Origin of the sequence: Actinopolymorpha sp. NPDC004070 (assembly GCF_040610475.1) — a bacterium.
In the GTDB taxonomy this organism is placed as follows: Bacteria; Actinomycetota; Actinomycetes; order Propionibacteriales; family Actinopolymorphaceae; genus Actinopolymorpha.
On record NZ_JBEXMJ010000014.1, the window covers coordinates 23,934 to 45,806 of the forward strand.

18 protein-coding genes are annotated in these 21,873 nt (G+C 70.8%); 9 read left to right on the forward strand and 9 right to left on the reverse strand.

Annotated features, from left to right (window positions below; translation table 11 throughout):
- Positions 1 to 55: 55 nt before the first annotated feature.
- From lpdA to ABZV93_RS23590, 3 genes are read right to left on the reverse strand one after another with little or no spacing between them, the layout of a single operon-like run.
- Entirely contained in the window at positions 56 to 1,456 is a 1,401-nt protein-coding gene (gene lpdA / locus ABZV93_RS23580; protein WP_354939700.1) for a dihydrolipoyl dehydrogenase, read from the reverse strand.
- 26 nt (positions 1,457 to 1,482) lie between these two features.
- Positions 1,483 to 3,333 carry an ABC transporter ATP-binding protein gene (locus ABZV93_RS23585; RefSeq protein ID WP_354939702.1) on the reverse strand — a complete coding sequence of 617 codons (1,851 nt, stop codon included), beginning with the start codon at positions 3,331 to 3,333 and terminating at the stop codon, positions 1,483 to 1,485.
- Positions 3,334 to 3,338: 5 nt separating this feature from the next.
- A complete protein-coding gene (locus ABZV93_RS23590) occupies positions 3,339 to 5,201 on the reverse strand; it encodes an ABC transporter ATP-binding protein (RefSeq protein WP_354939704.1) in 1,863 nt (620 codons plus the stop codon).
- Here ABZV93_RS23590 and ABZV93_RS23595 point away from each other — a divergent pair.
- The gene (locus ABZV93_RS23595) at positions 5,188 to 6,318 is read left to right on the forward strand and encodes a tartrate dehydrogenase (protein WP_354939706.1); all 1,131 of its coding nucleotides are present in this window, start codon (positions 5,188 to 5,190) and stop codon (positions 6,316 to 6,318) included. The two genes, ABZV93_RS23590 and ABZV93_RS23595, sit on opposite strands and share 14 nt — an antisense overlap.
- On the opposite strand, the gene ABZV93_RS23600 is transcribed toward ABZV93_RS23595, so the two are convergent.
- Entirely contained in the window at positions 6,269 to 7,579 is a 1,311-nt protein-coding gene (locus ABZV93_RS23600; RefSeq protein ID WP_354939708.1) for an ROK family protein, read from the reverse strand. The genes ABZV93_RS23595 and ABZV93_RS23600 overlap by 50 nt on opposite strands.
- 341 nt (positions 7,580 to 7,920) lie before the next feature.
- Between ABZV93_RS23600 and ABZV93_RS23605 the strand changes: the two genes are divergently transcribed.
- Genes ABZV93_RS23605 through ABZV93_RS23625 form a run of 5 tightly spaced genes read left to right on the forward strand, consistent with a single transcriptional unit; the run spans position 7,921 to position 13,653 of the window.
- Complete coding sequence (locus ABZV93_RS23605) at positions 7,921 to 9,597, forward strand: ABC transporter substrate-binding protein (RefSeq protein ID WP_354939710.1); 1,677 nt, start codon at positions 7,921 to 7,923, stop codon at positions 9,595 to 9,597.
- Between the two features lie 13 nt (positions 9,598 to 9,610).
- Positions 9,611 to 10,597 carry an ABC transporter permease gene (locus tag ABZV93_RS23610; protein ID WP_354939712.1) on the forward strand — a complete coding sequence of 329 codons (987 nt, stop codon included), beginning with the start codon at positions 9,611 to 9,613 and terminating at the stop codon, positions 10,595 to 10,597.
- Positions 10,597 to 11,607, forward strand: coding sequence for an ABC transporter permease (locus tag ABZV93_RS23615; RefSeq protein WP_354939714.1), 1,011 nt, complete (start codon positions 10,597 to 10,599; stop codon positions 11,605 to 11,607). Before ABZV93_RS23610 ends, ABZV93_RS23615 begins: the two co-directional genes overlap by 1 nt.
- Positions 11,582 to 12,607 (forward strand): ABC transporter ATP-binding protein, encoded by a 1,026-nt coding sequence (locus tag ABZV93_RS23620; RefSeq protein ID WP_354939716.1) that lies wholly within the window; start codon positions 11,582 to 11,584, stop codon positions 12,605 to 12,607. The genes ABZV93_RS23615 and ABZV93_RS23620 overlap by 26 nt, the downstream gene beginning before the upstream one ends.
- On the forward strand, positions 12,604 to 13,653 hold the full coding sequence (locus tag ABZV93_RS23625) for an ABC transporter ATP-binding protein (RefSeq protein ID WP_354939718.1): 1,050 nt from the start codon (positions 12,604 to 12,606) through the stop codon (positions 13,651 to 13,653). Before ABZV93_RS23620 ends, ABZV93_RS23625 begins: the two co-directional genes overlap by 4 nt.
- Positions 13,654 to 13,662: 9 nt before the next feature.
- On the opposite strand, the gene ABZV93_RS23630 is transcribed toward ABZV93_RS23625, so the two are convergent.
- On the reverse strand, positions 13,663 to 14,487 hold the full coding sequence (locus ABZV93_RS23630) for a phytanoyl-CoA dioxygenase family protein (protein ID WP_354939720.1): 825 nt from the start codon (positions 14,485 to 14,487) through the stop codon (positions 13,663 to 13,665).
- A 148-nt stretch (positions 14,488 to 14,635) separates the two neighbouring features.
- Positions 14,636 to 15,403: a glucose 1-dehydrogenase gene (locus ABZV93_RS23635; protein ID WP_354939722.1), complete on the reverse strand. Its 768-nt coding sequence runs from the start codon at positions 15,401 to 15,403 to the stop codon at positions 14,636 to 14,638.
- A gap of 110 nt (positions 15,404 to 15,513) precedes the next feature.
- Here ABZV93_RS23635 and ABZV93_RS23640 point away from each other — a divergent pair, with 110 nt between their 5' ends.
- Entirely contained in the window at positions 15,514 to 16,602 is a 1,089-nt protein-coding gene (locus tag ABZV93_RS23640; protein ID WP_354939724.1) for a mandelate racemase/muconate lactonizing enzyme family protein, read from the forward strand.
- A gap of 31 nt (positions 16,603 to 16,633) precedes the next feature.
- Here the strand turns inward: ABZV93_RS23640 and ABZV93_RS23645 are convergent, their stop codons facing one another.
- Together ABZV93_RS23645 and ABZV93_RS23650 are read right to left on the reverse strand one after the other, a co-directional pair.
- On the reverse strand, positions 16,634 to 17,434 hold the full coding sequence (locus ABZV93_RS23645) for a class I SAM-dependent methyltransferase (protein ID WP_354939726.1): 801 nt from the start codon (positions 17,432 to 17,434) through the stop codon (positions 16,634 to 16,636).
- A 40-nt stretch (positions 17,435 to 17,474) separates the two neighbouring features.
- Positions 17,475 to 18,107, reverse strand: coding sequence for an isochorismatase family cysteine hydrolase (locus ABZV93_RS23650; protein WP_354939728.1), 633 nt, complete (start codon positions 18,105 to 18,107; stop codon positions 17,475 to 17,477).
- A gap of 180 nt (positions 18,108 to 18,287) precedes the next feature.
- Between ABZV93_RS23650 and ABZV93_RS23655 the strand changes: the two genes are divergently transcribed.
- Together ABZV93_RS23655 and ABZV93_RS23660 are read left to right on the forward strand one after the other, a co-directional pair.
- Positions 18,288 to 18,902, forward strand: a complete 615-nt coding sequence (locus ABZV93_RS23655) for a helix-turn-helix domain-containing protein (RefSeq protein ID WP_354939730.1) — start codon at positions 18,288 to 18,290, stop codon at positions 18,900 to 18,902.
- Positions 18,899 to 20,143 carry an MFS transporter gene (locus ABZV93_RS23660; RefSeq protein ID WP_354939732.1) on the forward strand — a complete coding sequence of 415 codons (1,245 nt, stop codon included), beginning with the start codon at positions 18,899 to 18,901 and terminating at the stop codon, positions 20,141 to 20,143. The genes ABZV93_RS23655 and ABZV93_RS23660 overlap by 4 nt, the downstream gene beginning before the upstream one ends.
- A gap of 19 nt (positions 20,144 to 20,162) precedes the next feature.
- Here ABZV93_RS23660 and ABZV93_RS23665 read toward each other — a convergent pair whose 3' ends face one another.
- Entirely contained in the window at positions 20,163 to 21,809 is a 1,647-nt protein-coding gene (locus ABZV93_RS23665) for a hypothetical protein (protein ID WP_354939734.1), read from the reverse strand.
- Positions 21,810 to 21,873 lie beyond the last annotated feature (64 nt).

Below are 21,873 nucleotides of genomic sequence, written 5' to 3' on the forward strand. Positions count from 1 at the left end.
CGCCGCGACCGTCGCCGAACGACGGCGGCTCGACCGATGACCGGCCGGCCGCCGGTCACATGTTGATCATGTGACCCGCGAGCCCGTGGATCGCCTCCTTGACGGCCTCGCCGAGCGTCGGGTGGGCGTGCACGTTGCGGGCGATCTCGTTGACGGTGAGGTCCCACTGCTGGGCGAGAGTGAGCTCGGGCAGCAGCTCGCTGGCGTCCGGCCCGATGATGTGGGCGCCGAGCAGTTCGCCGTACTTGTTGTCGCTGAGAATCTTCACGAAGCCGCCGGGGTCGCCGAGCCCGTGCGCCTTGCCGTTGGCGGTGAACGGGAACTTCGCCACCTTGACGTCGTGACCGGCCGCGCGCGCCTGCTCCTCGGTCAGTCCGAAGCTCGCGATCTGCGGCTGGCAGTAGGTGGCCCGTGGGATCATCACGAACTCGAGTTCCTGCGTCTCGGCGTCGCCGATCGTCTCCGCCGCGACGATGCCCATCGCCTCCGCGGCGTGGGCGAGCATCAGCTGGGCGGTCACGTCGCCGATGGCGAAGATGTGCGGGACGCTGGTGCGGCCGCGCCGGTCGACGGCGATGGCACCGCGGTCGGTCAGCTCGACGCCGGTGGCGTCCAGGCCGTAGCCCTCGACCCGGGGCGCGAAGCCGATCGCCTGCAACACCTTGTCGGCCTTCAGGGTCTGCTTCTCCCCGTCGCGGGTGACCAGCACCTCCACCTGGTCGCCGCTCTCGTCGATCGACTCCACCCGGGTCGAGGTGAGGATGTCGATGCCGAGCTTGCGGAAGCGGCGGTTGAGCTCCGCGGACACCTCGGCGTCCTCGGTGGGGACCACCCGGTCGAGGAACTCCACGATGGTCACCTTCACGCCGTAGGCGTTCAGGACGTACGCGAACTCCACCCCGATCGCACCCGCGCCGGCGATGATGATGCTGCCCGGGAGCTCCTCGCTGAGGATCTGCCCCTCGTAGGTCACCACCCGGTCGCTGAGGGAGGTGCCGGGGAGCAGCCGGGTCTCCGCCCCGACGGCGATGATGCAGTTGTCGAACGTGATCGTCTCGGTGCCGCCGTCGGACTTGTCGACCCGGATGGTGTTGGCGTCGGTGAAGGTGCCGCGGCCGTCGTACTCGGTGATCGCGTTCTTCTTCATGAGGTAGTGGACGCCCTTGACCCGGCCGTCGGCGACCTTCCGGCTGCGGGTGTACGCCGCACCGTAGTCGACTCGTACCTCACCGTCGGTCTCGATGCCGAAGGCCTTGGCCTCCCGGGTGACGAGGTTGGCCAGTTCGGCGTTGCGCAGCAGCGCCTTGGACGGGATGCACCCGATGTTGAGGCAGACACCGCCCCAGAACTTCTCCTCCACGACCGCGGTCTTCTGACCGAGTTGTGCGGCTCGTACCGCCGCCGTGTAGCCGCCCGGACCCGAACCCAGCACCACCACGTCAAAGTGTGTCGACATGCCCCAGACGGTAGCTCGCCCCCAGGTCAGCGGTAGGCACGGGCCTGCATCTGGAACAGCTCGGCGTAACGGCCGCCCAGGGCCACCAGTTCTTCGTGCGAGCCGACCTCGGCGACCCGCCCGTCGGCCATCACCACGATCAGGTCGGCCATCCGGACGGTGGAGAACCGGTGGGACACCAGGATGGTCACCCCGCCGGTCTCCGCGGCCGCCAGCCGGGACGCCTGCGCGAAGCGCTCGAACAGCACGTGCTCGGCCTCGGGGTCGAGCGCGGCGGTGGGCTCGTCCAGCAGCAGCACCAGCGTGCGCCCGCGCATGAACGCCCGCGCCAGGGCGAGCCGCTGCCACTGCCCGCCGGACAGATCAACGCCGTCGGAGAACTTCCTGCCCAGCTGGGTGTCCAGCCCGCGCGGAAGCTTCTCCACCACCGCCTCGGCGTCGCCGCGGCGGATCGCCGCCGCCACCGCCTGCTCGTCGTCCATCCGGTCGGTGTCGCCGATGCCCACCACTTCCCGGGCGGTGAACTGGAACTTCACGAAGTCCTGGAAGCCGGCCGAGATCCGGGTCCGCCACCCCGCCGGGTCGAGGTCGCGCAGGTCGGTGCCGTCGACGCGGATCGATCCCGTCGTCGGGTCGTACAGCCTGGCCAGCAGCTTCACCAACGTGGTCTTCCCGGCGCCGTTCTCCCCCACCAGCGCGACGGTCGAGCCGGCCGGCAGATCCAGATCCACGTCGTGCAGGGTGGCCTGCTCCGACCCGGGGTAACGGAAGCCGACGCCGCGGAAGCTGATCCCCTCGGTCAGCCGGGGCGGGACGGGAGTGCGGCTGCCCGCCCAGGAGTTGCGCGCGGCGTACTCCTTCAGCCAGTCGTAGCGGCCGAAGCTGCGCAGGACCTCCCCCAGCCAGTAGACGTTGCCGGCCAGGCCGCCTGCGAGCTGGTCCACCTGCGGCGCGACCAGGATGAGGAGTACGACGTCGCCGGCGCTGACCTGGCCCGAACGCGCCCGTGACAGCACCCATACGATCGCGGCGGCGTAGACCAGGCCGAAGCCGGCCCGCACCGCACCGTCGAGCAGGGCGCCCTTGCGCAACGCCAAGGCCTGGATGTCGAACACCTCGTCGTGCAGCCGGGCGAGCCGGTCGACCAGCACCGGGCGCAGGCCGAACACCCGGACCTCCAGGCCGTTGCGGGCGTCCTTGGAGATCTCGATCAGCCGGTCGATCATCCGGTGGCGGGGCGCGACCTCCTCGACGGCGTCCTGCACCCGGCGGATGTTGCGGTACGACGACCACACCCGGCCCAGGCCGAGCAGCGGAAGCAGCAGCAGCGCCGGGTGCACCGAGCCGAGCAGGCCGAGGACCGCGATCGTGTTGGCGCCGATCCCGATGGCGAACAACAGCATCTCGAAGCTCATGCCGAGCCGCCACGCCTGCTCGCGGATCAGCTCCAGCCGGTCGGCGACCTTCGGGTCCTCGTGGTGGGTGATGCTCGGGATCGACACGGTGACGTCGAGCAGGTCGCGATAGACCCGGCCGGCGACGCGTTCGGCCGTGGTGTCCTGGATCGGGATGGAGACGACCGTCCCGAGGAAGTTCACCGCGAACCCGGCGAGGATGACGGCGGTGCCCACGGCGATGGTGGCCGTGTCCCGCCCGGTCAGCCCGTCGACGAGCAGTTTCACGCCGTACGTCTGGGCCGGCGCGGTCACCGCCTGCAGGATCGAGAGCAGGCACTGGACGACGACCAGCAGCGGAGCCGCCCGGAACGCGGTGACCATCCACAGGCGCAGGGCCCGCACCGCCTCGGGCATCGGCAGCGAGCGCTCCGCTTCCTTCCTGTCGTTCACTGTGCCGTCGTTCACGGTGCCGTCGTTCACGAGCCTCAGGCCTTCCCTTCCACCTCGGCCACGGCGTACCGCTCGGCCTGCAACGTGAACATGTCGGCGTACCGCCCGCCGGTGGCCAGCAGCTCCTCGTGCGTGCCCGACTCGACGATCCGGCCGTTCTCCAGCACGCAGATCCGGTGCGCGTCCCGGACGACGGAGAACCGGTGGGAGATGATCAGCGAGGTGAGCCCCGAGGTCAGGTCGAGGTAGCGCTCGACCAGTTCGGCCTCGGCGCGCACGTCGAGTGCGGCGGCCGGCTCGTCGAGCACGAGCACCCCGGCGCCGGCGTCCACCGCGAACAACGCGCGTGCCAGCGCGACCCGCTGCCACTCCCCGCCGGACAGGTCGACGCCGCCGGTGTAGGTCTTGTCCAGCACGGTGTTCCAGCCCGCGGGCAGCCGGGCCACGACGTCGGTGATCCCGGCCTCGGCGGCCACCCGGCCGACCGCGTCCCCGGGGTCGACCGCCGGGGACGCACCGGGCGGTCCGGCGTGCTCGACCGCGCCGAGGACGACGTTGTCGGTGGCCGACAGCGGGAACCGCAGGAAGTCCTGCACAATGGCGGCGATCCGCCGCTGCCACCGGGCCAGGTCGAGGTCGCGCAGGTCGACGCCATCGACGGTGATCCGGCCGGACGTGGGCTGGTAGACGCCGGCCAGCAGCTTGACCAGCGTGGACTTTCCGGCGCCGTTGACCCCGACCAGGGCCAGCGCCTCCCCGGCCCGGATCTCCAGGTCGAGACCGGACAGCACCTCCGCACCCTCCGCCGCACCGGGGTATCGGAAGCTGACGTTCTCGAACCGGACGCACTCCCGCGGCATCGCGGCGACGTCCGATGTGCGGCCGGCCCGTCCTTCCGGCCGCCCGGCCGTCTGCTCCGGGTGGTGCTCGGCGATGTAGCCCGGCAGCTCACGCAGCGCGCGAAGGGCGGTCTGCGCCCGCCGCACCTGCACCGCCGCGAAACCGTTGTACGACATGCCGACGGCGAGGATCGCGGGGACCGCGGTGGCCACCTGGGTCAGCGGCAGGTCACCGGCCAGCGCCGCCCGGGCCACCAGCACCACCGCGACCGCGTGCGCGGCCAGGTGCACCAGTGCCGCGCCTCCCGCCGCCACGGCGCCCTTGCGGCGGGCCGCCCACACCGGCCGCATCGCGTCCAACCACTCCCGCAGGTGGCGTCCGACCAGCCAGCGGTCGAGACCGAACACCCGCAGCTCCTTCGGCGCGTCCTTCATGCCGAGGTCGAAGAGGTACCACGTGCGGCGCTGCCCCTCGGTGAGTCCCCACCAGGTGTCGATCTCGCGCTCGACCACCCGGCGGCGGTCCCACTCCATGAGGAAGGTGACAGCGGCCAGCACGACCGCCATCGGCCAGGAGAACGTCCGGCCGACCAGAGCGGCCGAGCCCAGCAGCGTGAGCCGGCTGGACACCAGCCCGGGCAGGGTGTGCAGGCCGTTGCTGACCTGGTAGCCCTCCTTGCCCTTCGCGCGTTCCTGTTCGTCCTGCACCTTCGGGTCCTCGAGGTGGTGGATCCGGCGTGGCGCGAGGAGAGGGTCGACGACGCGGACGCCGATGTCACGCGAGACCCGGTTGGAGAGGTTCCACTGCGTCACCTGGGTGAACGCGGGAAGCGTGCTCTGCGCGACGAACACCACCAGCATCGCGGCGAGCAGAAAACCGAAGCCGGCAAGGGACATCGCGCGCGACCGGTCCGCGACGACGTCGGGCACCGCGCCGACGACCTGCCCGACGAGGTAGGTGAGCAGGACGCCGAGAACGGAGGAGGAGACGGCCAGGCCGAGCGTCAGGAGGGTGTTGCGGCGGGCGACCTGGTAGGCATACCCGATGAGTGCGAACACGCCGAGGACCGTAACGGCCACCACCGACAGGCACAACGGGATTACGAAACCACGCACCCACGACGTCGCCGTCGTCGCCGGTGACGGCATCGGCCGGGAGGTGGTGCCGGCTGCGATCCGGTGCCTGGACCTCGCCGCCGCCCGGCACGGCTTCGGGTTGGCCTGGACGGAGTACGACTGGGGCTCGGACCACTACCGCCGGTACGGCGCGATGATGCCGCCCGACGGACTGGACCGGCTGCACGCGCACGACGCCATCTTCCTCGGCGCGGTCGGCGCGCCGGACATCCCCGACACCGAAACCCTGTGGGGCTTGCTGATCCCGATCCGGCGCAGGTTCGGCCAGTACGTCAACCTGCGGCCGGTGCGTACGCTGCCCGGCGTGCCCAGCCCGGTGCGCGGCGCGGACACCATGGACCTGGTGATCGTGCGGGAGAACGTCGAGGGCGAGTACTCCGAGGTGGGCGGGCGGATCTACCGCGGCGAGCCGGCCGAGGCGGCGATCCAGGAGGCGGTGTTCACCCGCGCGGGCATCACCCGGGTGGCGGCGTTCGCGGCCGAACTCGCCGCCGGGCGGCGTGGCCTGGTCACCTCCGTCACCAAGTCCAACGGCATCGTGCACACCATGCCGTTCTGGGACGAGGTGGTGGAGCAGACGCTGGCCGGCCGTCCCGGCGTACGGCTGGAGAAGATCCTGGTGGACGCGATGGCGGCGAAGCTGGTGCTGGCGCCGACGGCCTTCGACGTCATCGTCGCGTCCAACCTCTTCGGCGACATCCTCTCCGACCTCGCGGGCGCGATCGCCGGGTCGATCGGGGTCGCGCCGAGCGCCAACCTCAATCCCGAACGCGACCACCCGTCGATGTTCGAGCCGGTGCACGGGTCGGCGCCGGACATCGCCGGCAAGGGCGTCGCCAACCCGGTCGGCCAGCTGTGGGCCGGTGCCATGATGCTCGACCACCTCGGTGAGCCGGCCGCCGCCGCGGAGGTGATCGGGGCGTTCGAGGCGGTGCTCGCCGCCGGCGTGCGTACGCCCGACCTCGGCGGAACGGCCGGTACGACGGAGTTCACCGACGCGGTCGCGCGGCACCTGGGCGAGGCGCCGCCTTCTCGGTGACCGTCGCGCGGTCCTCGAACCAGTCGAGGAGTCGGGGCTCCACGTCGTCCAGCCCGCGGCGGACCGCGCCGAGCACCACCGCGCGCTCGCCGAGGGTCGACGCCACCACCCGAGGCGGGGTGGCGATCCGGCCTCGCAGCAGCTGGTGGGTGATCCGGCGCAGCGGGTCGACCAGCACCTCGTCGGCCGCGGTGCCGCCGCCGACGACGACGAGCTCCGGGCTCACCAGCAAGGCCACCGTCACCAGGCCGTAACCCGCGCCGGCCAGGAAACGTTCCAGCGCGGCGCGGGCCTCGCCCGACCCGCCGGACGCCGCCTCGATCAGCGGCCTGGTCTCCACGCCCCAGGACAGCCTCTCCCGGTCCTCGGGCCGGCGCAGGCTGTCCCGGCTGGGCCTGCGGCTCCCCCAGCCGACGAACTCCGCGACCAGCTCCGCGCTGACCCGGGCGACGTCGCCGCGGGCCGTACGCGACTCCTCCCACAGGTCGAGGAAGCCGAGCTCGCCGGCCCCGCCGCCGTGGCCACGCAGCAGGCGCCCGTCGACCACGAACCCCGCGCCCGTACGAGGTCCCAGCAGCAGGAATGCGATGTCTCGGCAGCCCACGGCCGCTCCCCGCCACGCCTCGCCGACCGCGGCCAGGTTGGCGTCGTTCTCCACCAGGACCGGGAACCCGAACGCCGACCGCAGCGACGCCGCGAGGTCCAGGTCGGACCACTCCGGCAGCGCCGTGCAGAAGCGCACCCGGCCGGCCTCTGCGTCCACCGTGCCAGGCGTGCCCACTACCGCGGTCAGTACGTCACCGGCGCACACCCCCGGCGCGGACAGCGCCGCGCGCACGGTCGCCCGGACCACCCGCAGCCGGAGCCGGCGACCGGCGGCGCGGTCGACCCTGCGGGTGCGCTCGGCCACCAGGTCGCCGGCCAGGTCCGCGACCACCGCGTGCACGGACTCCTCGGCCACGTCCACGCCGAGCAGGTGACCGGCAGCCGCGCGGAACCGGAACCGCCGGGCGGGCCGTCCCCGTCGCGGCCGGGTGGGCGCGGACGCGGGACCGGTCTCCTCCACCACCGCACCCAGCCGCACCAGGTCGGCCATCGCCGCGTCGACGGTGGGGCGGGACAGCTCGGTCCGGGTGGCGACCTCGGCGACGCTCAGGTCGGGCTCCTCGTGCGGAGTGTGCAGGGCGCGCAGGGTGTCCAGCACCGTGCGCGCGTTGATACGACGCAGCAGGGCCGGTGTCGCGGGGTCGCTTACCTGCAAGGGTCCTCACTCCTTCGCGGCGTACCCGGACAGGGTTGAACGCCGGCCGCCTGGCTGTGGTCACCAGCATCACGACCGGGACCGGCCCACAGTGCCCCTCAGGGCGGAAACGGCCAGTAATTTCACAAGGCCTTTACCTAAAGAAGACTTGCTATCGCCGCCTCGGCGCGCGAATCTCGACTGCACCAGCAAGATCGGTTCCGATGCCGCACCGGATCTGCTGCGCGAGTTCCGCCGCTCCACCAGCTTCTGCTCCACCAGTTTCCGCTCCACCAGTTCCGCTCCACTCAGCTCTTCAGGTACGCCCGTCCCGGCGCGCAGGCACAGACGGTGAGGACGCGATGAAACGATCGGCAGTTGTACGACTTCTCGCAGGCGCGTGTGGCCTCGCTCTGGCCGCGACCGCCTGCGGCGGGCAGTCCGGCGAGGGCGGCGGCTCGGCGGGTGCCAGCACGCTGTCGGTGGTGAACGCCTCCGGCGCGTTGTGGACCTGCAACTTCAACCCCTATGCGCCCGCCTCAGGGCAGACCGCGGGCGCCATCTGGGAGCCCCTGATCTACGTCAACACCCTGACCGGCAAGGAGAAGCCCTGGCTGGCAACGGGCTACAAGTGGAGCTCGGATCGCAAGGAGCTCACCTTCACCACGCGTTCCGGCGTGAAGTGGACCGACGGCAAGCCGTTCACCGCCAAGGACGTCGCCTACACCTTCAACGCAGCCAAGGCCAACGACGCGCTGGACAGCTACGCCCTGTGGGGTGAGGGCGTCCTCGACAGCGTGACCGCGGTGAACGACAGCACGGTGAAGTTCCGGTTCAAGCGGGTGTCCACCTCGTCGTTCTACTACATCGCCGGCCAGACCTGGATCCTGCCCGAACACGTGTGGAGCAAGGTCAAGGATCCGGTGAAGGAGATGATGCGCAAGCCGGTCGGCACCGGGCCGTACACCATCGGCTCGTGCACACCGCAGGCCGTCACCTACACCAAGAACACGAAGTACTGGCAGAAGGGCAAGCCCAAGGTCGACAAGGTGCTCTACCCCGCCTTCGTCGACAACCAGCCGGCCAACCGCTATCTCGCGCAGGGCAAGGGCGACTGGGGCGGCCAGTTCGTCCCGAACATCGACAACTACTGGGTGGCCAAGGACAAGGCGCACCGCAAGTACTGGTATCCGCCGAGCGGCAACGTCTACATCGGCATCAACTCCGCCAAGCCCTACCTCGGTGACAAGCGGGTCCGCCAGGCGCTGTCGTTCGCGGTGGACCGGGACAAGGTGTCCAGCGACGCGATGTACGGCTACCAGCCGCCGGCCAACCAGGCCGCGATTCCCACGCCCACGTTCAAGGACTGGCTCGACCAGGCCGCCGTGTCGAAGTACGACTACGGCTTCGACCCGGCGAAGGTGGCGAGCAGGCTCCAGGCGGCCGGGTTCACCAAGGGCCCGGACGGGATGTTCAAGACGCCCGACGGCAAGCCGTTCAAGCTGAGCATCATCAACAACGGCGGGTTCACCGACTGGGTGGCCGCGGTGCAGGTGCTGACGGCGAGCTTCAAGAAGGCCGGCATCGCAGTGGAGGCGCTCAACCTCAACGGCAACGAGTACAACCGCCGGCTCAGTCAGGGCCAGTTCGACCTGGCGTACATGTCGGCGAGCTCCGGCCCGACGCCGTACTACGAACTCCGCGACGTTCTCTACGGCGCCTACGCCAAGCCGGTCGGGCAGGACACCAGCCGCAACTACGAGCGCTGGAAGAACCCGGCCACCGACGCCCTGATCCGCCAGTACGACACGTTGACCGACCAGCAGGCCCAGATCGGCGTGATCAAGAAGCTGGAGCAGGTGATGCTGGACCAGGTGCCGGTCATCCCGGTCACCCAGTCGGTCTCGTGGAGCCAGATGGACAGCACGAGGTTCACCAACTGGCCGTCGAAGCAGAACCCCTACGCCAACCCGGCGCCGTACGCGGCACCCGACTGGGGCGTCGTCCTGCTCAACCTCGAGCCCGTGCAGAAGAAGTGACGAAGGCGCAGGCATGCCTCGACTGATCCGCAGGCTGGAGTTCTTCGTCGTCACGTTCTGGGCAGCGGTGAGCATCAACTTCCTGCTGCCCAGGATGATGCCCGGAGACCCGATCCAGCAGATGATGGCCCGGATGAAGGGCCAGATCACCGGTTCCCGACGACACTCGCTGGAGGTGATGCTGGGCCTGAACACCCACGAACCCCTGTGGAAGCAGTACATCTCCTACTGGGGCCAGGTGTTCCGGTTCGACTTCGGCTCCTCCATCACCTACTTCCCCGACAGTGTGACCAGCGTGATCTCGATCGCGATCCCGTGGACGCTGGGGCTGGTCGGGGTCACCACGATCCTGGCGTTCCTGCTCGGAACCCTGCTGGGCGCGGTCGCCGCCTGGCGGCGCGGTGGCGTGCTCGACAGCGTGCTGCCGCCGGTGTTCACCGTGGTCGGCGCGCTGCCGTTCTTCTGGGTGGGACTGCTGTTCCTGTACGTCTTCGGCGTCCTGCTCCCGTGGGCGCCGATCGGGTTCGGGTACGACATCACCGCGGGCCAGTTGTCGTTCAACTGGCAGACGATCAGCCAGATCGTCTCGCACGCGATACTCCCGGCCACGGTGATCGTGCTGACCTCCATCGGCGGCTGGATCCTCACCATGCGCAACACGATGATCGGCGTGCTGTCGGAGGACTACGTGAAGATGGCGCGGGCCAAGGGCCTGCCGTCGGGCCGGATCATGTTGCAGTACGCCAGCCGCAACGCCATCTTGCCCAACCTCACCGGGTTCGCCATGTCGCTCGGCTTCGTCATCAGCGGCGCGCTGCTGGTGGAGCTGGTGTTCACCTACCCGGGGGTCGGCTACCTGCTGGTGCAGGCGGTGACCGGGCAGGACTACCCGCTGATGCAGGCGCTGTTCCTGCTCATCACCGCGGCGACGCTGGTGTCGGTGCTGATCGCCGACGCCGTGACGTTCGTCCTCGACCCACGGACCCGGGGCAGGGCGTGATGAGCACCGACCTCAACCACACCGAGGACACCGGCAGCATCAGCACCGCGGTGGGGGCGGCGGCCGACCAGGATGACGGCAACCGTCACCGGGGTGCGATCGGCCAGTTGCTCGGCTCGATCGCGCACAATCCGAAGGCACTCACCGGTGCCGCCATCCTGGGCCTGTTCGTGGTGGTCGCGGTGTTCGCACCGCTGGTCGCGCCGTACGACCCGCACGTCACCGACTACGGCCGCGGTGTCGGCCCGAGCGGCGCGCACTGGCTCGGCACCACGACGTACGGCCAGGACATCTTCTCCCAGCTGGTGTACGGCACCCGCCAGTCGCTGCTGATCGCGTTCCTCGTCGGCGGGGTGGCCACCGTGGTGTCGGCACTCATCGGCGTGGGCGCGGCGTACGTCGGCAACCTGGTCGACCACGGGCTGTCCCTGTTCACCGACATCTTCCTGGTGATCCCGGGCCTGCCGCTGCTGATCGTCATCTCCTCCTACATCCGCGGCGGCGGCATCATGGTGATGGTCGGCGTCATCGCGGTGACCAGCTGGGCCTACGGCGCGCGCCAGTTCCGGGCGCAGGCGCTGTCGCTGCGCAACCGGGAGTTCCTGGATGCCGCACGGGTGCGTGGGGAACGCACCTCCTACACCGTGGTCTTCGAGATCCTGCCCACCATGTCGGGGCTGTTGGTGGCCAACTTCCTCGGCGCCGCGGTGTACGGCGTGCTGGCGGTGGCCGGCCTGCAGTTCATCGGCCTGGGCGACATCACCTCGATCAGCTGGGGCTCGATGATGCACTGGGCGGAGAACAACGAGGCCCTGCAGGCGGGAACGCCGTTGTGGGACCTCGCGCCCGGCCTGTGCATCGCCTTGCTGGGTGCGAGTTTCTCCCTCATCAACTACGCCTTCGACGAGGTGAGCAACCCGGCCCTGCGCCCGCCGCGACGGCGCCGGCCGCAGCGCAACCAGCAGAACCCGAAGGAGGTGGCCGGTGCAACCACTGTCCAGCAGGCCTGACACCGCACCGAGGACCGGGCAAGCGCTGCTTGACGTCACCGACCTGGTGGTCGACTACGGCGTGGACGAGCCGGTCCGCGCGGTCGACCACGTGAGCCTGCGGGTGCGCCGGGGCGAGTTCGTGGGCATCGTCGGCGAGTCCGGGTGCGGCAAGTCCACGTTGCTGTACGCCGTGGCCCGGCTGCTCAGCCCGCCCGCGCGCATCGTGTCCGGGCAGGTCGACTTCGCCGGTCACCAGATGGTCCGGCTCACCGAGGACGAGCTGCGGCCGATCCGCTGGCGCGACTACTCCGTGGTGATGCAGAGCGCGATGAACGCGCTCAATCCCGTCCTCAGCATCGGCGCCCAACTGCGCGACGCGATGGCCGCACACGAACGCATCCCGGCCGCACAGATGCGGCAGCGGTCGGAGGAGGTGCTGCGGCTGGTCGGCATCGACCCGATCCACCTGACCAGCTACCCACACCAGCTGTCCGGCGGCATGCGGCAGCGCGCCATGATCGCGATGGCGCTGGTGTTCCGGCCCGACCTGATCATCATGGACGAGCCGACGTCCGCGCTCGACGTGGTGGCCCAGCGGTCGTTGATGCGGCGGGTCAAGGCGCTGCAGGAGGAGTTCGGCTTCGCGGTCGTGTTCGTCACCCACGACATGTCGCTGGTCAGCCACTACTCCGACCGGCTGGCGATCATGTACGCCGGACAGCTGGTCGAGCTCGGCCCCACCCGCGAGGTGTTCGCACACGCCCGGCATCCCTACAGCGAGGGCCTGCTCGGCGCGTTCCCCTCCCTGCGGGGCGAACGCCGCGAGCTGACCGGCATCCCGGGCGCCCCGCCGGACCTGCGGCACCCGCCGCGCGGGTGCCGCTTCCAGCCGCGCTGCCCGAAGGTGATGGACATCTGCCGCGAGGACCCGCCGCCCTACCAGGTCGGGGCCGCCGAACTCGTCCGCTGCCATCTCTACGGACCCGACGCCGCGCCCGAACGACAGGAGCCGCGATGACCGCCGCACCGAACCCCGTCGTACGCGAGGAGCCCGGCCCGGTCCTAAGGGCCACCAACCTCACCCGCCACTTCCGCGTCGGCGGCCGGCTGGGACGCAACACCCTGCACGCCGTCGATGGTGTGGACCTCACGATCGGGCGGCGCGAGATCGTCGCCCTGGTGGGTGAGAGCGGCAGCGGCAAGAGCACGGTCGCGAGGTTGCTCGCGCTGCTGCACCCGGTGACCGCGGGCGAGATCCACTACCACGGCCGGCCGGTGGGATCGCTCCGCGGACGAAGGCAGCACCTGGACTACCGCCGCCGGGTGCAGATGGTCTTCCAGGACCCCTACAGCTCACTGAGCCCGGTCTATCCCGTCTCGCACGCGATCATGCGCTCGCTGCGGTTGCACCGCAGCGACCTGTCCGCGTCCGAGCGCACGAAGGAGGCCGAACGCCTCCTCGCGCTGGTGGGGCTCACCCCGCCCGGTGAGGTGCTGCGGAAGTACCCCCACGAGCTCAGCGGCGGCCAGCGGCAGCGCGTCGGCTTCGCGGCGGCGCTGGCCTGCCGGCCGGAGGTGATCCTGGCCGACGAGCCGGTGTCGATGCTGGACGTCTCGATTCGGATCGGGCTGCTCAACCTGATGGCCAGGCTGCGCGAGCAAGAGGACGTGTCGTTCCTCTACATCACCCACGACCTGGCCAGCGCGCGGTACGTCGCCGACCGAATGATGGTGATGTACGCCGGGCAGGTGGTGGAGAGCGGGCCGGCCGAACAGGTGCTCGCCGACCCGCGTCATCCGTACACCCAACTGCTGCTGTCGGCCGCACCGGACCCGGACGCGATGCGGGAGGAGAGCGGCCCGGACGACTACGGCGAACCGCCCCGGGTCGTCGACCCGGAGGAGGGCTGCCGGTTCAGGCCGCGTTGCCCGCTGGCGATTCCGGTGTGCGAGAACGTCACGCCACCCCTGGGTGCGCTGACCCCGGGTCACTCCGCGGCCTGCCACGTCGCGGCCATGAACGCGGGCACCCCGGCGGCACCCGCGTCGCCAACCGCGGGTTGACAAGCTGCCTCAGGGCACCGGCTGGGCCACCGGCGGGCGGGCCGGGGCGACCGGCTGCAGGATCCGCCGCCGCTCCGGGGTCAGCCGGTCCAGCAGCTCCGGTGAGTACTCGTAGTTGAACCGCGTACGCGCCCACGACGGGCCGTAGCGGTAGATGAGGACGCGGCGCTCGCCCGGGTTGGTGCGGCTGCTCCCGCCGTGCATCAGCCCGTCCACGAACAACAGCGCGTCGCCCTTCTCAAGGTGCAACGGGATCGCGCCCTCGAGGGTGTCCATCCGGTCCCCGGCCGCGTAGTCACCGGCCAGCGGGTGCGGGAAGTTCGACTTGTGGCTGCCCGGGATCACCATCGTGGGGCCGTCGCCCTCGCCCACGTCGGTGAGCGCCAGGATGATGTTGACCTGTCCGCAGCGAAAGACGCCGTTCTTGTACTGGTAGGCGCCGCGCATGGCGCCCTGGAAACCGCCGCTGTGCACCGGGTGGTGGCCACCGGAGGTGCGGATCGAGGCGATGCACTCGTCGATGAAGACGCCTTCCACGTAACACTTCTCCTCACCGGCGAAGTGCGTGACCAGGCTGACCCAGGACGGGTGGTCGATGAGCCGCTCGAACGGCTCGCCGGCCTCGACGACGTTGTGCAGTTCGAAACCGGTCTCGTCGGTGTAGTCGCGGCGCTGCGCGTTGCCCCACCACTGGCCGGGGGCGAGGTCGGGGAAGTTGTCGAACGCGTGGTTGAGGTCGGCCAGAAGCTCCGGCTCGACGGCGTTCTTCAGCACCAGGTAACCACGAAGGTCGAACAGGAAGTCGTCCAACGGGGTCGGCTGCTTTCGTTCCACGGGTCTCCACCTCTTCCGAGCACGGCTGTACGCCTGGTTCGCCACCGACCATAGGGGCGGAGGATCCGGGCGCGCCTCCAGCATCCTCCGCCCTGCTTCCCGGATCGTCCGGGCGTCCGCCATCGGACAGTCCCGTGAGGGTGCGACCTCAGAAGACGGTGTAACCGCCGTCGACGACGAGCACGGAACCGGTCATGAACGACGCCGCCGGACTGGCCAGGAACACCACGCTCGGCGCGATCTCCGAAGGTGAGGCGTACCGCTGCTGGGGCGCGTCCTCGATCCACTGCCGCCGGAACTCCGGCCGGTCCACCGGCGCCATCTCCGTCTTGACGTAGCCGGGCGCGAGCGCGTTGACCCGGATGCCGTTCGGCGCCCACTCCGCCGCCAGCGACTTCGTCAACTGGTGCACGGCCGCCTTGGACGCGTTGTAGGCGGGCTGCCACTGCGGGCGGTTGACGATCATGCCGGAAATCGAACCCACGTTGACGATCGACCCGCCACCGTTATCGGCCATGTGGCGGCCGGCCACCCGGCAGCAACGCCACAGCGCACGGACGTTGAGGTCGAACACCTGGTCCCACACCTCGTCGGTGACCTCCCACGACGGTGCGTGGAAGCACACCCCCGCGTTGTTGACGAGGATGTCCAGTCCGCCGAGTGCGGCGACGGTCTCCTCCACCGCACGGTCCACGTCGGCGGCCACGGTGATGTCCCCGGTGATCGGTACGGCACGTACGCCGATTTCGGCCAGATCCGCGGCGGCCTGCTTGTTGCGGTCGGCGTGCCGGGACACGAAGGCGACCTCTGCACCGGCCTGGGCCAAGGCGACCGTGAAGGCCCTGCCCAGGCCGCGGTTGCCGCCGGTGACCAGGGCCTTGCGACCCTCGAGGCTGAAGCTGTCGAAGACGTTCACGCGCTGTCCCTTCCGTTGGCCGGTCCGGCCCCAAAGCTATCCGGCCCGGTGCCGACCCGCCGGAGCTGCCGGTAGCGTCGGTAGCCGCAGCCGCGGCGAGTGGAGGACGGATGAGCAAGGTGGTCAGCGCGTCGGCGTACCTCGTCGACCTGGAGGTGGAGACCCCGCGCACCGACGCGGTGCAGTCGTTCGTCAAGCAGGAGACGGTGTTCGTCGAGATCACCACCGACGACGGTCACACCGGGCTCGGCTACAGCTACACGATCGGCACCGGCGGACACGCCGTCCTGGCGCTCCTGCGGCACGACCTGCTGCCGCGGCTGGTGGGCACCGAGGCCGGCGACATCGAGGCGCGGTGGAACGACCTGTACGCCCTGACCCGGGCGACCAGCATCGGCGTCATCACCGCGCTCGCACTCGCCGCGGTCGACACCGCGTTGTGGGACGTCCGCTGCCGGCGTGCCGGGGAGCCGCTGTGGCGGATGGCCGGCGGGTTCCGGCAGCAGGTGCCGGTCTACGACACCGAGGGCGGCTGGTTGCACCTGCCGACCGAGGAACTCGTCGCCGGCGCGGCCGCCTCCCGCGACGCCGGGTTGTTCGGGGTGAAGCTGAAGGTGGGCAAGCCGCGCGTCGCCGAGGACGTCGCCCGCGTCGCCGCGGTCCGGGCCGAGCTCGGCCCCGGCACGGAGATCATGGTCGATGCCAACCAGTCGTTGACAGTGGCCGGTGCGACCCGGCGGGCGCGGGCGTTCGAGGAGCTGGACGTCGCCTGGCTGGAGGAGCCGTTGCCGGCCGACGACGTGTCCGGCCACGCGTTGCTCGCCCGGGCTAGCTCGGTCCCGGTCGCGGTGGGTGAGTCGCTGTACTCCCTCGGACAGTTCCGGGGCTACCTCGAGGCGGGTGCGGCCGGGATCGTGCAGGTCGACGTGGCCCGGATCGGCGGGATCACGCCCTGGTTGAAGGTCGCTCACCTGGCCGAGGCGTTCAACGTCGCGGTGGCGCCGCACTTCCTGATGGAGCTGCACGTGAGTCTCGCCGCCGCGGTTCCCAACGGCTCCTACGTCGAGCACATCCCTCAGCTGCGGGCGATCACCACCGAGGAGCTGCGGATCGTCGACGGGCACGCGGTCGCGCCGGACGTGCCGGGGCTGGGCATCGCGTGGGACGCCGACGCCATCGACAACCGCCGGGTGGCGTGAGGTCGCCTGACGGCTGCGGCCGGCCGGTGAGTCAGCGGCGGCGGCCGACGGTGAGCACCGACATCCAGTGGCGGGTCAGCAGGCCGTCGGGGCGGGCCGCGAGCCGGCGGCGGATCTCGCCGTACAGCCGTTCCCGCTTCGCGGGCCCCATCGCGATGTGGCCGGAAAACGTGTCCAGCAAGGCGATGTACTCCTCGGCGGTGTAGCGAAGGCCCCACACGTAACGGTGCACTGCCACCGGCTCGAAGTGGCCCGACTCCTCGAACTCCGCCGAGAGGTCCGGCGCGTCCTCCGGCGGAGGCGGTGGCCACCGGTCGTCGGGCTTGTCCTCCCCGAGCTCGACGTAGACCTCCTGGATCTGTTCGAAGAACGGGTCGTACCCGGCCGGGAAGCCGTGCACGGCGTTCCATACCGCGAGGTGTCCACCCGGTCGCAGCAACTCCGCAGCCCTGGCGTACTTCACCGCCGGGTCGATCCAGGCCCAGGCGGTCGCGGCGTAGGCGAGACCGAACCGCGTCCCATCGGCCGGGCCCGGCCAGTCCTCGAAGGACGCGGTGACGACCTCGACGTCGGGGAAGGCGGCCAGGTTGTGCCGGGCCTGCTCGGCCAGCGCCGGCCCCAGCTCCACGGCGGTGATCGCGAACCCCGCCCGTGCCAGCGGCAAGGTGGCCTTGCCCGGGCCACAGCCCACCTCCAGCAGGTGGTCCGGGGGTTGCAGTCCGGTGAGGCCGAGCAGGTCGGCGTACAACTGCTCGGGATAGTCGGGACGGGCCGACTGGTACGTCACCGCCGCCTCGTCGAAGGTGGTCCGCAGCCGCCGATCGTCAGGCATCGCGCCATCATGCACCGGACCGGCCCGCGGAGCACCCCAATTAGGCGACCGTGGGCATCGCCGCGGCCGGCACCTCCAGGGTCTCCTCCCGGGCGAAGGTGAAGCCGGCGTCGACGGAGGTGACCGTCGCCAGCCCGTACGCGTCCAGTGCCTCCAGTGAGATCTCGTGCAGGCGTGGCGTCTGCGCCGCGCAGCAGTCGGACAGCACCGTGACCCCGTAGTCGTGCATGAACGCCGACCGCACCGTCGACTCCACGCAGATGTTGGTGACGACGCCGGCGAAGACGAGGTCGGTGACGCCGAGCCCGCGCAGCAGCGGGTCCAGCGACGTCCACAAGAACGCGTCGAAGCGCACCTTGTCGACCACCAGGTCGTCGGGCAGCGCGCCGAGTTCGGCGACGAGCGCCGCGTCCCAGGTGCCCGCGACCAGTCCGTCCAACTGCGCGAGGCGGGGGTTCAGCCGGGCGGCGTTGACTCCCTCGTCGGCCCGGCCGGGTCGGTAGACGTGCCGGGTGAAGATCACCGGCGCGCGGTTGCGGCGCGCGTCGGCTACCACCTCGGCGGTGGTCGCGACGGCCTGGTCCACGTCCGCGAGTTTCATCCCCACGTGCGCGAGTGATCCCTCCGGATGACAGAAGCCGTTCTGCATGTCGATGACGACGAGCGCTCTCATGGCGCCACCTTCCCCAGGTGAGTGGCAGGTTCCACGACGACTTCCTCCGGACGGTAGGAAGCCGGTGTTGCCGCGAGGTGAACTCCCGTACGCCGGGGGTTACAAGCTGAAGTCACCCGTCGTGCCGTACCCCCCAACAATCATTTGACGGTACGTCCACCGAGCCGCTACCGTCCCGGCATGCCGTCGGAGATCAAGAGCATGCGGGCCGTCGCCCATCCGGTCCGGCTGCGCATGCTGTCCCTGCTCACCGGTGCGGCCATGTCGGCCGCCGAGCTGGCCCAGGAGCTGGGCATCACCCACGCCAACGCGTCCTACCACCTGCGCCTGCTGGTGGCAGCCGGGATGCTGGAGCCGGCCGGTGAGGAGAACGTGCGCGGCGGAGTGGCCAAGCGCTACCGCTATCTCGTCCGCGCACCCGGGACGCCCGGAGCAGCGGGGTCGCCCGCGACGTCGGCCCCGACCACCACCCCGACGGCGACCGGCGAGGTCGACCTCGAGCAGCTGCCGGTCTGGCAGGCGATAGCCGACGAGCTCGTCCGGCGCGCGCACCACCAGGTCCGCACCGAGCACCCGGTGCTGCTCTCCGACGCCGAGTTGTGGGTCGAACCCGAAACCTGGCAGCGGGTGGTGGCCCTGGCCGCCGAGGCGTCCAACCTCCTGCACACCAACGCCCGCCGGGCGCGCACGTCCGGCACCATCCGGGTCAACGCGACCATGGCGCTGTTCGAGCTCGCCCAAAGGGACGCGCAGAAGAACGCCCGGAAGAACGCACAGAAGGAGCACGGGCGATGATCGACCGGCACTCGCTGGCGCCGCTGCGCCACCGACGTTTCCGCTACTTCCTCGGCGCCCGCTTCTCCACCCTGCTGGGCAGCGCGATCGCGCCGATCGCCGTGGCGTTCGCGGTGCTCGACCTCACCCACTCCCCGTCGGCCCTGGGCATGGTCCTCGCCGCCCGGACGATCCCGATGGTCGTGCTGGTGCTGTTCGGCGGAGTGCTCGCCGACCGGATCCGCCGCGACGTCGTGCTGCTCACCGCCAACCTCCTGTGCTTCGGCACCCAGTCGCTGGCGGCGATTCTGCTGCTCACCGGCACCGCCGACATCTGGCAGATCGCCGCGATCGAGGCGGTCAACGGCGCGGCCGCCGCGTTCACCTTCCCGGCGCTGCAGGGACTGATGCCGCAACTCGTGGACCGCACCGAACTCCAGCAGGCGAACGCGCTGAACGGCCTGAGCCGCAACATCACCATGATCGGCGGCGGGGCGGTGGGTGGTGCGCTGGTCGGCTTCCTCGGACCCGGTTGGGGGCTGGCCGTGGACGCGGTGACGTTCGGAGTGGCGGCGGTGCTGATCTCCCGGCTCCGGCTGGCCCGGGTCCCCCGCGAGCCTCAGCAGCGGTCCTCCACCTGGACCGACCTGCGGGTGGGCTGGCAGGAGTTCGTGTCCAGGCGCTGGGTCTGGGTGATCGTCGCGGCGTTCAGCGTGTTCAACGCGGTGACCGCGGGCGCCGTCCAGACCCTCGGACCGGTCATCGCCGACGAGACCTTCGGCCGGGTGGGCTGGGGACTGGTGCAGTCGGCGGGCGGTGTGGGCCTGGTGGTCGGCGCACTCGTCATGCTGCGCTGGCGGCCGCGCAGGCCGCTCGTGGTCGGCATGCTCGGCTGCGGGGTCGCGGTGATCGAGCTTCTGGTGCTGGGGTTGTCGCCCACCCTCGCGCCCCTGCTCGCGATCGGTTTCCTGGTCGGCGTCGGCACCGACCTGTTCGGCATCGGCTGGGAGACCGCGTTGCAGGAACACGTCCCGACCGAACGGCTGTCCCGGGTCGCCTCCTACGACATGCTGGGGTCGCTGGTCGCCGTGCCGGTCGGGCAGCTCACCGCCGGGCCGCTGGCCGCGGTGTTCGGCGCTTCCGATGTGGTGGTGGGTGGCGCCGTCGTCCTCGCGGTGGTCGTGACGCTGACCGTCGCGGACTCCTCCGTACGTGGGCTGCGCCGAACGCCCACCACTGCGCGAGTCGACACCCCGGCGTAGGCCCGCGTCTGTTCCGGGGTCACTGGTAGGAGACGAACAGCGGGGCCGGGTCGACGTCCATGGTCTGCCGCGGGGTGAACGTCGGGCTGTCCGCCCGGTAGAAGTTCTTCCATCCCCACCGGACGCCCGCCGGGGCGTCGCGGTGCAGCGTCTTCCAGGTCTCGAACTTCTGGCCGGGAGTGCCGAACCCGTCGGCGTGGATGAGGACCTGGATGTCGTCGTAGCCGGTGCGTACGTCGGACCGGTTCTTGATCATGCTCAGCTTGAACTGGTGCAGGATCAGCAGCTTCTGTGGCAGGTGGTGCGTCCGGGTGAAGTCGGCCAGCCATTCGGTCGTCCGGTTGATCTCGGCGGCCTGGACCGACCCGATCACCTTCATCGGCCGCTCGGGCGGCACGAGCCGCCACTCCGGGTCCAGCGCCAGGCCGACGTTCGGCAGCGCGAGCAGCGGGGCGTACTGCTTGGCCTGGGTCAGGAAGTCGGTGTAGCCGGGCTGCAGGTCCAGCACGACGTACAGGCCCTCCCGGTGCGCGGCGTCGACCCACGGCCGCAGCTTGCTGACCGGCGCCTCGCTGGAGTAGTTGCCGTCCGCTCCGGCGGAGGCGGAGGACACGGTGGTGATGATCTCGAAGGCGGGTACGACCTTCTCCTTGCTCAGCGGCTGGTAGTCGGCCGCGACCCGCTTGGCCCGGGCGATGGCGTCGGCGAGCGGCTGCTGCCCGAGCGAGCCGAGCGCCGAGCTGCCCGGGTGGCCGTAGAGCGCCACCATGCGCCGGCCGGGGAACAGCAGTTGGCCGCCGCCGGGCAACTGGACCCCGGTCGCGGCCACGGCAACGCGGTCGCGCAGCTGGTCGGCGGTCCCGAACGCACTGCCCAGCGCGAGGACCCGGGGCGCACCGTCCTTGGCGAGTGCGGTGATCGCACTGCCGTCGGCGCGCGGGTCGGCCGTGCTGGTCCGCACCACCCGCGCACCGCCGGCGCGCGCAGTCGCCGTGGCCGCCTGGCCTGCGGGCTGGTCGAGTGCGAGGACCACCAGATCCTTCAGAGGGGCGGGCGGTCGGATCCCGGCCACGGCGTCGCCGGACGCGTTCGGTGCCACCGTCGGCGACGGCGACGCAGCTGGATGCTGTCGCGCCCACGCCGTGGCCCTGGCACCCACCGGCAGGACCGTGCGTACCTTCAGCCGGCTCAGCTCGGCGCGCACCGCGTCTCCGGCCGCACTGCTTCCGGTGGCACCGCCTCCGGCCGCCGGAGTGACCAGCAGGGGTACGCCGAGCCGTTCGGCGGTCTCGGTGGCCTTGGCGAGGCCGGCCCGGTCGCCGTCGGCAACCAGGACCGCGGCCGGTGACCGCTGATAGAGAGCCCGGCTCGCGCCGAGTGCCAGCTGTGCCGCGGTCGTTCCGGCGACCACCGTGGTCGCGTCCTTCGGCACGGCGGTGACGGCCTGCACCTGCTTCGGACCCGCGTCGGCATTGCCACCCGCGTCCGCCCCCGCGCCCGCCTTCGGGCCGCCACCTGCATCGCCACGCTGCTCCGTCGCCCCCGATGTACACCCGGCGACCGCTAGCACGCCGACGAGCACGGCCATCAGCAGACGCGAGCGACTCCGGGCAGGGATCGCCCGGGCCGCGCCCGTCCACCGACCGCAGCCCCCGTTGAAGATCATGGCCCGAGCCTAACGGTCGCATGCGGTAGGCGGGCGCGCACACGCCGCCGCACCGGCCGAACGC

Bases quoted from the DNA above. Each gene is read 5' to 3' on its own strand.
- lpdA (WP_354939700.1), bottom strand. From the start codon at position 1,456: ATGTCGACACACTTTGACGTGGTGGTGCTGGGTTCGGGTCCGGGCGGC.
- ABZV93_RS23595 (WP_354939706.1), top strand. From the start codon at position 5,188: ATGAGTGCGAACACGCCGAGGACCGTAACGGCCACCACCGACAGGCAC.
- ABZV93_RS23605 (WP_354939710.1), top strand. From the start codon at position 7,921: ATGAAACGATCGGCAGTTGTACGACTTCTCGCAGGCGCGTGTGGCCTC.
- ABZV93_RS23610 (WP_354939712.1), top strand. From the start codon at position 9,611: ATGCCTCGACTGATCCGCAGGCTGGAGTTCTTCGTCGTCACGTTCTGG.
- ABZV93_RS23615 (WP_354939714.1), top strand. From the start codon at position 10,597: ATGAGCACCGACCTCAACCACACCGAGGACACCGGCAGCATCAGCACC.
- ABZV93_RS23625 (WP_354939718.1), top strand. From the start codon at position 12,604: ATGACCGCCGCACCGAACCCCGTCGTACGCGAGGAGCCCGGCCCGGTC.
- ABZV93_RS23640 (WP_354939724.1), top strand. From the start codon at position 15,514: ATGAGCAAGGTGGTCAGCGCGTCGGCGTACCTCGTCGACCTGGAGGTG.
- ABZV93_RS23645 (WP_354939726.1), bottom strand. From the start codon at position 17,434: ATGCCTGACGATCGGCGGCTGCGGACCACCTTCGACGAGGCGGCGGTG.
- ABZV93_RS23650 (WP_354939728.1), bottom strand. From the start codon at position 18,107: ATGAGAGCGCTCGTCGTCATCGACATGCAGAACGGCTTCTGTCATCCG.
- ABZV93_RS23655 (WP_354939730.1), top strand. From the start codon at position 18,288: ATGCCGTCGGAGATCAAGAGCATGCGGGCCGTCGCCCATCCGGTCCGG.
- ABZV93_RS23660 (WP_354939732.1), top strand. From the start codon at position 18,899: ATGATCGACCGGCACTCGCTGGCGCCGCTGCGCCACCGACGTTTCCGC.
- ABZV93_RS23665 (WP_354939734.1), bottom strand. From the start codon at position 21,809: ATGATCTTCAACGGGGGCTGCGGTCGGTGGACGGGCGCGGCCCGGGCG.